At 39.0% G+C, this 11,265-nt stretch carries 7 protein-coding genes; 6 read left to right on the forward strand and 1 reads right to left on the reverse strand.

Annotation, left to right across the window (positions count from 1 at the left end; all coding sequences use genetic code 11):
• Window positions 1–200 precede the first annotated feature (200 nt).
• The gene (gene metG, locus FTU71_RS09875; RefSeq protein WP_180111926.1) at window positions 201–2,258 is read right to left on the reverse strand and encodes a methionine--tRNA ligase; all 2,058 of its coding nucleotides are present in this window, start codon (window positions 2,256–2,258) and stop codon (window positions 201–203) included.
• 278 nt (window positions 2,259–2,536) lie between these two features.
• On the opposite strand from metG, the gene apbC reads away from it, so the two are divergent.
• The 6 genes from apbC to FTU71_RS09905 all read left to right on the forward strand — a co-directional run bounded on the left by apbC (window position 2,537) and on the right by FTU71_RS09905 (window position 11,251).
• Window positions 2,537–3,796, forward strand: coding sequence for an iron-sulfur cluster carrier protein ApbC (apbC, locus tag FTU71_RS09880; protein WP_180111927.1), 1,260 nt, complete (start codon window positions 2,537–2,539; stop codon window positions 3,794–3,796).
• A gap of 200 nt (window positions 3,797–3,996) precedes the next feature.
• Window positions 3,997–4,566, forward strand: a complete 570-nt coding sequence (dcd, locus tag FTU71_RS09885; protein WP_004975507.1) for a dCTP deaminase — start codon at window positions 3,997–3,999, stop codon at window positions 4,564–4,566.
• A gap of 235 nt (window positions 4,567–4,801) precedes the next feature.
• Complete coding sequence (locus FTU71_RS09890) at window positions 4,802–6,814, forward strand: hypothetical protein (RefSeq protein ID WP_180111928.1); 2,013 nt, start codon at window positions 4,802–4,804, stop codon at window positions 6,812–6,814.
• A gap of 13 nt (window positions 6,815–6,827) precedes the next feature.
• Window positions 6,828–7,544, forward strand: a complete 717-nt coding sequence (locus FTU71_RS09895) for a hypothetical protein (RefSeq protein ID WP_180111929.1) — start codon at window positions 6,828–6,830, stop codon at window positions 7,542–7,544.
• A 33-nt stretch (window positions 7,545–7,577) separates the two neighbouring features.
• Window positions 7,578–9,824: a DUF6160 family protein gene (locus tag FTU71_RS09900; protein WP_180111930.1), complete on the forward strand. Its 2,247-nt coding sequence runs from the start codon at window positions 7,578–7,580 to the stop codon at window positions 9,822–9,824.
• Window positions 9,825–9,838: 14 nt separating this feature from the next.
• Window positions 9,839–11,251: a hypothetical protein gene (locus tag FTU71_RS09905; RefSeq protein ID WP_180111931.1), complete on the forward strand. Its 1,413-nt coding sequence runs from the start codon at window positions 9,839–9,841 to the stop codon at window positions 11,249–11,251.
• Window positions 11,252–11,265: the final 14 nt, after the last annotated feature.

An 11,265-nucleotide genomic window follows, 5' to 3' on the forward strand; every position in this document is an offset into this window, starting at 1 on the left:
TCAACAATACAAAAAATTTCTGTAAAATCGTACATGGTAGTTAGAGCCTTTGGGTTGTGTCGTAACTTTCTAAATGGCTCTAACTACCTTTTTTTCAAGGGCTTTTCTTATCCGTAATTCGGGTTAAATTAAAGGATTATTCATGATTAAAGAATAAAAAAGCCCCTACAATGTAGAGGCTTTTTCTAAGTCTCCAAAGCTTAAGACACTTTATCGCCTGGTTTAGCGCCAGATTCAGGTGAAATCACCCAAACACCTTCGCCATTACCCGCTGCAAGTACCATACCGTTTGAAATACCAAAACGCATTTTACGTGGTGCAAGGTTCGCCACCATTACCACCAATTTGCCTTTTAAGTCTTCAGGTTGGTAGAACTCACGAATACCGCTAAACACGTTACGTGGCTCGGCTTCACCAACATTTAAAGTCAATTGAAGGAGCTTGTCAGAACCTTCAACCGTAGCCACTTCAAGAACTTCTGCAACACGTAAATCAATTTTGACAAAGTCATCAATCGTGATAATTTCCGCTTCACCCACTTTAGGTTCTGCTTTTTTCTCTTTGGCTTTTTCTTTTTTCTTTTCCGCTTTTGGTGCTTCAGCAGGGGCGGCTAAAGAATCTTTAGATGCATCCACCATTGCAGCTACAGCTTTCGGATCGACACGTTGCATCAATGGTTGGAACAACGCAATTTCATGACCGACTAAAACAGTTTTACGTGATTCAAAGTTAAAGCTATCTAACTGTAAGAAGGTTTGAACTTGTTCAGCCAAAGTCGGCAATACAGGAGCCAAGTAAATCGCCAATTGACGGAACAGGTTAATCCCCACAGAACATACATCGTGAACCTGTTGTTCTTCGCCTTCAATTTTGGCTAAAGCCCAAGGCTTTTTCTCATCAATATATTGGTTGGCGCGGTCAGCAAGCGCCATAATTTCACGAATTGCCGCAGAGAATTCACGCTCTTCGTATGCTTTGGCAATCGAGTCACCTGCAGCAATAAAGCTTTGTACTAACTCAGGTTCAGCGCAGTTTGCACTTAATTTGTTATCAAATTTAGTGTTGATGAATTTGGCACAACGACTGGCAATATTCACCACTTTACCTACAAGATCAGAGTTTACTTTCTGCACAAAATCATCCAGATTTAAGTCAGAGTCTTCAACTTTATCAGACAGTTTTGATGCAAAGTAATAGCGTAAATATTCAGGATTTAAATGCTGTAAATACGTTTCTGCTTTAATAAATGTGCCGCGAGATTTCGACATTTTTTGACCATTTACAGTCAAGAAACCATTTACAAATAAACCTGTAGGCGTGCGATAACCCGCACCATCTAACATTGCAGGCCAGAATAAAGCGTGGAAATATACGATGTCTTTACCAATGAAGTGATAGACTTCTTTGTCTGAATCTTTTTTCCAGTAATCGTCAAAATTTAGGTCAGGGCGTTTGGTTTTTACGTAGTTTTCAAAACTCGACATATAACCAATTGGTGCATCAACCCATACATAAAAATATTTATTTGGTGCGTCTGGAATTTCAAAACCAAAATATGGCGCGTCACGTGAAATATCCCAGTCATTCAAGCCATTTTCAAACCATTCATCCAATTTGTTGGCAATTGAAACTGGCAAACGACCTTCATCGCGCGTCCATTTTTGTAAATATTCACCAAAATTAGGCAATTTAAAGAAGTAATGATCTGATGATTTTTCTACAGGTGTTGCACCGCTCAAAGTCGATTTTGGATTAATCAGCTCAGTCGCGTTATAGGTAGTGCCGCAAACTTCGCAAGAATCGCCGTATTGATCTTCCGCTTTACATTTCGGGCACGTGCCTTTAATGAAACGATCAGACAAAAACATGCCTTTTTCAGGATCAAATAATTGCGTAACAGGACGCACAGCAATATTGCCTGCATCACGGTTTTTGACATAAATTTCGCTGGCACGTGCGCGGTTGGTGTCGCTATGCGTTGAATCATAATGATCAAAATGCACACCAAAACCGTCAAAATCGCGAATGTGTTCTTGTTGCACATTGGCAATTTGCTGTTCAGGGCTAATCCCGTTGGCTTCGGCACGCAGCATGATTGCTGTACCATGCGCATCATCCGCACAGACATAAGTCACGTCATGTCCCATTGCACGCATGGCGCGAACCCAGATATCTGCCTGGATATAACCGAGTAAGTGACCCATATGGATCGGACCATTGGCGTATGGTAGGGCGTTAGTGACTAAAATTTGACGCACGGATATAACTCTCTCAAATAGGGACGATGCAATTCGGGCAATTTTACCTTAGATAGCACATAGATGCACAAGGGATTCCAGGAATTCTTTTCAAATCCGCTTAGAAGGCTAAATACAATATCGAAACAAGCTCTTGGTCTGCATTTGAAGATAAATCATGTCAAAAACCAAGCAATATACTCAGAATTAAGTATTTCAGTGATAGCACGACTTAACCTTATACTGAATTATCGTTACACTATCAAAATCGCGGTATTTCCAAACTTTGGAGTAAATCTATGTCTTGGCTTTCTTCACTTAAATCAGTTTTTTCACCTTTGCATACGGTGAATGAGGAAGCTATTCAGCACGTGCTACAAAGTTATATATTGCCTGAATCTGAACATGCTTTAAAAGATCGTATTTCTCAAGTGAATGTGCAAGGTGATATTCTGCAAATCACCATCAATACTTATCCTGAAGAAAAACAACATTTACAACAAATTCATGATGAACTGGCAGATGCTTTAGAAAAATGCGGCATTAAAGAATTGAATATGCATGTGATTCAGCAAAAAACGGGTCAAGCAAAGCAAGAAAGTTGTGGTCATCAACATGCTGCGGGCGAAAGCTGTTCATCATCTACTCAAGCTCAGACTGTATCTTCTAATTTACCACCAGTGGTCGATGCTGCGGGTCAAAGCTCAGCGCAAGAAGTAGATCCGAATAATCCACCTATTCAAAAAGCTGCGCCACAACAGCGTGATGTGCCAAAACATCCACGTATTCAAAACGTGATTTTGGTGTCATCAGGTAAAGGTGGGGTAGGAAAATCTACCACAACTGTAAATTTGGCCTTAGCGCTGCAAGAATTAGGCTTAAAAGTTGGTGTATTGGATGCCGATATTTATGGCCCAAGCATTCCTACCATGCTGGGTAATGCGGGCAAAACCCCTATGATTGAGGCTGAGCAGTTTGTTCCATTAGATGCTTTTGGTATGCCAGTTTTATCCATCGGACATTTAACGGGTGATCATAATACACCTGTGGCATGGCGTGGGCCCAAAGCGACTGGCGCATTAATGCAGCTTTTTAATCAGACCTTATGGCCTGATTTAGATGTGTTGATGATTGATATGCCACCAGGAACGGGGGATATTCAACTGACCCTTGCACAGCGTATTCCTGTAACGGGAGCGGTGATTGTGACTACACCACAAAATGTTGCCTTAATGGATGCTGTGAAAGGCATCGAGCTGTTTAATCGTGTGCAAATTCCTGTGATGGGCGTAATTGAGAATATGTCGACCCATATCTGCTCAAACTGCGGCTACGAAGAACAAATTTTTGGTCAAGGTGGTGGCGATAAACTGGCAGAACAATATGACATTCCGTTGCTTGGACGTTTACCATTGAATGTCAGTATTCGTGAAAATGTGGATGCAGGCACGCCGTCAGTGATTGCAGGCGATGATGCTGCCGATAGTTACATTGCGATTGCCAAGCAAATTGCAAAAAAACTGCCTAAAGCTGAAAAAGATCAGAATCGTATTTTTTAAGTGCGAATTGAAAAATAACAGTTATTGTTGCCTTATAAGTATTTCAATAGCTAGAAGCTACTTAGGATTAGTGTGCCTGTAAATGGGAAATGGCGGAAATTTAAATTATCTTGGCGCTTTAAAAGTAGCTAGTTTTCATTAATCTGGTTTTCAGTTAAAGTACAGCACAGTTAAACATTCATATTTTGGATAGAAAATAAATGGCAATTAAGTCTGATCGTTGGATTCGCGAAATGAGCGAAAAACACGGCATGATTGAACCGTATGCAGAAAACCAAGTTCGCTTTGACGAAAATGGCGAGAAACTCATCTCCTATGGTGTTTCTAGCTATGGTTATGACGTACGTTGTGCACGTGAATTTAAAGTCTTTACCAATGTTCACTCAGCAATTGTCGATCCAAAAAACTTTGATGAAAAAAGTTTTATCGATATTGAATCAGATGTGTGCATCATTCCGCCAAACTCGTTTGCCTTGGCGCGCACCGTTGAATATTTCCGTATTCCGCGTAATGTCTTGACGGTGTGTTTGGGTAAGTCGACCTATGCGCGTTGCGGTATTATTGTCAATGTCACTCCGTTAGAACCTGAGTGGGAAGGGCATGTCACCTTAGAATTCTCTAATACGACTAATTTGCCTGCACGTATTTATGCCGGCGAAGGCGTGGCGCAAATGCTGTTTTTTGAGTCGGATGAAGTTTGTGAAACCTCGTACAAAGACCGTGGTGGTAAGTATCAGGGGCAAACAGGTGTGACTTTACCTAAAGCATAACTGATAGACTAATTCAGATTAAAAGAAAGCGAGCCGAAAGGTTCGCTTTTTTCATTCATCGGAAAGCTGTGCTGTTTAGCCAGTTTTTTTTGCATTTGTATTAATATTCAGCATAATTAAATTTGAGATTGGTTTGGCATAATCACGTTTTTAAGGATAAAAACACCCTAATAAATAGCCAAGTCATAGATAAATAAAAGAAAGATGCGGAGCATCAGATAAAAGGAAGGTCGAGATGACTGAACACGCAATTACTTTCCCTTTTCCCAAGCATTGCTTAGCTATTGCTGTAGGTATGTTCTTGGCAAATCCGAGTTATGCCTTGCAAGCACTCTCAGATGACTCCCTCTCTAATACGACAGGCGAAGGTGTTGCGTTAGTTCTTGATGACTTCAAAATGGTGTTCCAGCAACCGAATGATCTTTCTACAGGGTCAAGCTATACTCGTAGTGGAGTAGAAAACCCAAGTCAATATGATACGGGCTTTATTCGTATTATCCCGACGGGGGAGAATTATCAGAATATTTCAGAACATACCTATAAGAAAGTTTATAATCAGGTTTATGATGCTGAATATTTGGCAGGTGTTTCAACTACATCAACATTATACCAAAGTACCTATACAACGACTTTCAATAACTATAAAACACAAAATTATAGCTCTACAAAAACAGCAGTAAGCAGTGAAATCTCAGTTGGTGTGCGTCAAAGTTTAGTGGCAGAATACTTTGAATCTAACCGAATGAAACAATATTATCAACAGCGCTATAATGAATATTATAATGAAGGAAGGATTAATGCGACGAAGGATGGAACGACTATTCCTAGTGCTGCAAATCCAACTTGGCGGAATAAAGATGCATCTACCAAATATGCATTACAGAATACATATGAAATGATTGAAATTTTATATGGCAATAGAAATACTGATACCGTACCTTCAACACAGTGGACGCAAGGGGTTACAAGAGTTAATCATATTGATCCTAAGGTTGCTCAAACTGTAGAAACAGTAACTCAAGAGCGGCTGGACTATGAAGGGGATAAAATTGCAAAAGCAGCAGCTACAAATGCAATCAAAGAATTGGAATTATTAGCAGTAAATAACGCAACTCAAGCAGCAAAAACAGCAGCAGCACAAACTTCAGTGGGTTCACTCAGAACTAAAGCAGATGTCTTTATTTATGGTTTAGCATTATCTAAAAGTGATAACTCATTAAGTAGCCGTTATAGCAATCAAGGCTTTAACTGGGGTTCAGCAGATAACCCATGGTTATTCCGTGCAGGCACAGAAAAAGTAAAACAATTTAAAAATGTTGAAAAAGATGTGGGTTATTTGGCGCTTGAGGCACCACTTGCGACTATTGCAGCAACTGAAAGTGATAATAATATTAAATTGGGTTTTTGGACTGATATTTTTTCACGTCAGTTGAACTCAAGCGCAGAGGTAGATCCAAGCACTGGGGCGCCAAAATCTGGTTTAGATAAAGAACACCGTTTACGCACTCAGTTTATTGCCAATGGTTTAAGTTTAAATGGTTCACAGACCCGACTATTTCAGACTTTAGACTCGGATAACCCAAATCATCATCAAACCTTGGGTATGGCAAGTTTATTGCGTTTAAATACCAATGATAATCCTGCGAATCTAAGTTTCACAGACTCAAACTTAGACAGTAAAGGAATTCGCATTAGTACAGCAGCAAAATCAGACACTTTAGATGGAACTGCGGTCACACCAGCAATAGATGGTTCATTAGCACCAGTTTTTCATGATATAGAAGGTCTGTATTTATACAGCCCAAATATCAATTTAGTTTTAGGGAATATGTATCAGCCTTTTGTGGTTGGTTCTGAGGGCAATAATATTGTGCTGGAAGTAACACGTATTCCGAATGTTCCTGAAATTTACAATAAAATTTATCAAAATTATGAAGATGGAAAGGGTGGATATTTAGGTTCTACAGCATTTACAGGTTCTACCTGTAATGTGGTGAGCTGTGGCTCACCGCTAAAAGCCAATGTCAATGACAGTGCTGCGATGTATCAAGGACGTAATGCGACGCATAGTAGTATTGCAATTGGTACTGTAGAACGCTTGCCAAATAATATGTTGCGTGCCAAGGATCATGATAATGCCACAGGAGTTGTATTTAAAGGTGTGGATGGTACTGCTAAGAATCTAGGTTCAGTTGCAATAGATGGTGTGCTGATTCAGCACCTTAAATTTAAAACAACAGGTCTATAAAAGGAGAATCATCATGTTGAAAAAAATGTCTTGTATTGCATTGATGTGTAGTCCTTTGACCCATGCCAATTTAATTGCACTGGAAAATCATGAATTAACGCAGGCTACTGGTCAAGGTGGAGCAGACCTCAGTTGGACGTTATCGTTAAACCATGAATATGCCGAAAACTTAGAACTCAGCAATATTTCTAAATTTAATGGTGGGACTAAACCTACAGAAGTTTATTATCGCTATAGTAAAAATTGTGCTGACAACAATGTGCTCTGTCGTTTAGCCATTGCACCCAATAACCATGAAGATAATAACGGCAATAAAAAATGGCTGGTATTTAAACAAATTCAGGGCACCATACAAATAGATAAATTTTCTTTAGATGGCACAACCATTATTAATCATAAAAATGACCCACAAACCGCTATGCAGCTTAAGTTTTATGATGATAAACCATTAAAAATTAGAAATTTAGGCTTCGCTGCATTATCTATTGAAACAGGTTCTGGGCAGGGAGTAAATGAAGGTTATGCAAATTCAGAGGTATATACCAATTTTCTAGGAAGAAATTATCAACAAGATGGTAGTTATAACTTAGTTCAGCAAGATGTACCTTTGTTTGATCAGGGCGCTGAAAAAGGATTTATGGGCTTAAATATTCACGGCAATATGCACATGTCTGGCAATGTGAAAATATTTAGCTACAACTGTACAGGTTCAGCAGCAAGTCGTTGTTGAATATAGGATTAAGTACAGTATAGGGAAATAAAAATGAAAAAAATAATGCAGTTGAATTTATTAACATTGAGCGTACTTTGTGCGCAACAAGTGTATGCTTTAGAGCTGATTGCAGACCAGCATTTGTCTGATGTAAGCGGGCAAGATGGTATTGTAATCACCCATGAAATGTCTAAAGCCACGATTAATCAAGTCAATTGGTATGATCCTGATTTAGTGGCTGGAACTCAACAGGGTTTAGGCTTACATAATGTAGAAATTAAAGGACAGAATAACCAGCCTATTATCAGTAAGCTTGCTTTAGATGTGGGGAAAACTGATGTTGGCGCAGGTGTGCGTATCGATGCGAGCATTGATGCTTTTCAAGCGACCGCAGATTTAAACTTGGTCAAAAAAAACTGTGTCGGAAATAGTTGTACTAAAGAAACACAAAGCTTGGGTCAGTTCGGCTTAGAAACTAAATCACCTTTAAAAGTTTTATTAGAAACCAAAGCAGGTTTATTCAATCAAAATGAAACGGCACATTTAAACTTCCAGTTACAGAATGCCAAAATTAGTCATGGTTTAGGTAAGCATCAATTATCTATGCATGATTTTAACTTTAATTTTGCGACTGACGGCTATATGTACATTGATGCCGATGAGGGATTGGTCTTTACCACTAAAAATGGCACCACTGACCATTTTGTGAATCTTGGACGAGTGAAAGACTTAAGTGATGTTGCTAGTAGCCGACAAAATGCAACTAACCCTGGGGTCAATATTGACTTGCGTTATGATGATAAAAATTTAATTCGCTTTGGTGCATCAGGTGCGGTGAGCAATGCGAAATTGTTTTTTAATGGGCAGCAAAAAAATGTTGCCCATTTTGACGTTTCGAATAAGGTCAATGGTGTAATTGAAACAAAAAATACCGCAGTTACAGGCTACGATACTGTGGTGGGACAAGGTGGTTTGCATTTAGGCTTATCTGCCGATTTTACCAATCAAAATACGACAGGTTTGGCCACAGGGCAATTACCAACAACTTTAGAAATTGGGCACACAGGAAAAGGCAGTTATGCGGTTGAATTTTCGAATTTAAGACCGCTAACCACACGTGATGCACAAGGTAATTTACACAATAAAAATGCCTATATCGATTTTGGCGATATTTATATTAATACCGTACAAGCGAAAAACCTCAATTTTTTAGTCAATGAAAATATTAAAAATACTATTGGTGCAACCAGTCCTATTTTAAACCAGTTGCTATCGAGTAAGCTTGAAGGTGACCAGTTCTCACTGATTGCTGTTCGTGGTATGGACTTTCAGTCTATTGCGGCCAAAGCGAGAATTATTTCTGATAACTCTTTAAATGAATTGACAGGAGATGGTGGTTCTTGGGGTATTGGGATTCCAATTTATAATTTAAATGCCAATGTGGCCTTGTCGGGTAAACAATATCTGTCACCTTATGATGGAACGAACAAAACCGGAATTGGTTATAACGCTATTGTTTCTACCGAAGGTTATGGCATTGATTCAAAAACTGGGTTACCAAGTACCACTTCTATTATCTTAATTGATGGGCAAAACAGCCTGCATGCAGGAGAAACTGTTAACTATTATGCTGGTTTAAGAAATATTGATGCATTAATTCAGTCCGATGGTGTGATTGGTTATGAAGATGATGGGATTTATATTCGTGCAGATCATTTATTGGTTGCAGCAAAAGCAGAGTTAGCGATTGGGCAATTACCAGGTTCAAAATACAATTGCGTCACAGGATCAACGAAATGCGGTGGATTTGTACCATACGATAATTTTTCTAAGAAAGATGATGTGTTGACCACAATTGCTTTTAAATTAGATGGCAATGGCGAGTTGTTGGTAATTCCAGGAATGGATCCAACCGATACTAATCCGAACTCAAACTTTTTGTCTTTTGATGCGAACTTTAAGTTTAGAAGTCTAGATAGCACAGAACAGGCAGATCCAAAGAACTTGGGTAGTTATTTTAGTTTGATTAATGAAGATCAAGTGAATAATGAAACTGTTCAGACTTCTTCAATTAACTTGAATCGAATGGAAGGTCATTTAGGTGTTAAAGGAAAAGTCGTCGTCAGTGCAGATACGGTTACTTTAGACAATCAAGTTAAATTTAATTATAAAAATGATATTGCTCGACCGTTTAAAACAGACTTTGCAATGTCTACCAATGGCAATATGCAGAAAATTGCATCTGTAGCGCTTACTGGTGGAACCATGCGCAGCACATTGGGCATTACGCCACGCTAAAGGATAGAAATAAAATGAAAAAAACAATTTTAGTTGCATCTATTTTAAGTACAGCTTTTTCATTCAATTCTGCTCAAGCGATGCAGGCTTTAAATGATGATCAGTTATCTCATGTACAAGGTCAGGCACTTTTGAACCTGATGACTGCGACAGATCAATCACAAGGGCTCAACTTTTATAAGCTGAGTGTTGATGCGCTTATGGAGCTCAATGCCAACATCAAAACGCTACAATTGGGTTGTGGTGGTGTAAATAATGCGATTGGTGGTAAAGCGGGATGTGATATTGATATTTCCAATATTGCATTGAGTGGTTTGAATGAATCTTATGATTCAACAGGTAGCCCAAAGTTTAATGGTGAACGTGCGGGTACTAGTGCGCAAATTACCAATCCATTTATTGAGTTTGCGATTAGTGGAAATAGTGCGTCAACACGTGAAGTGGTAGGTTTTCGCTTAGGTGCAGAAGAAATTTTAGGTCTACTGACTTTGGGTACAGATAACGTACAAAACCCCAATGACGGGATTAAAAGTTTCAGTGGTTATATGAAAATGGCACAAACTCAAGGGCATTCATTTACTGAGCAAGCGACATTTGGTATGACCGATGATGAAATTATTTCTGGTCGTTTAAAGGCTTTGGGGCAAACAAGACAGTTTCATAGTAAGCCATTTACAAATGGTGTTAGAACAGAAGGGCATACAGGGATTACAGTTCCTTCTATGAAAGTAGATTTTACTATGCCAGAAACGGTGGTTACGGGTCAACGTATGACTGCTGCCAAAGTGAGTGGTATTCGCTCATTTATTCCTTCTATTCCTTTAGCTGCTGCAGAGTCGGGTAAGAGTTTACCAGGTAGTGTTCAGGGAACTCCTGACTTCTCAAAAGACCAGCTTTATGTGGAATTCCCGGCTTTATTAGGTACGGTTGGTACGCACTCATTCTTTAAAATGGCAGCAGGTTCGAGTTTGGATGAACTTAATATGGATATTACTTTTGTTCAAGCTTTAAATATGATTCACAATATTCCACTCAATGGTACGGGGGGCTATTTATCTTTGCAAAGTAAACCTGTGCATTGGCAGGGGGCTGATCAGGGCGATGTTGCACAACAAGGGTGGTGGATGTCTTTTAAAGAACCTATACAACTGGGATATTTAGCAACAACAGATAAGGTTGATATTTCTGCGGTATTACCACAAGTAGCTGAAGCAATTAGTGATTATTTACTTTATAAATCTGAACCAATTGATGTTGGTTTTTTTGCTGCGTTAGGATCTTTAGCTGGAATACCTGTAGAGAAAAAATTAAATATTAATGTGGGGCAATATACTACTCAGAACCCTGCTACGATTACATTAACGGATAAGGTTTTACAAAACCAGAACGTCACCCCTAACTGTTATGGTGGTATGAAATTCTGTTAATCTCAAATGAAAAA

This window comes from Acinetobacter sp. YH12136, from assembly GCF_013418545.1.
In the GTDB taxonomy this organism is placed as follows: domain Bacteria; phylum Pseudomonadota; class Gammaproteobacteria; order Pseudomonadales; family Moraxellaceae; genus Acinetobacter; species Acinetobacter towneri.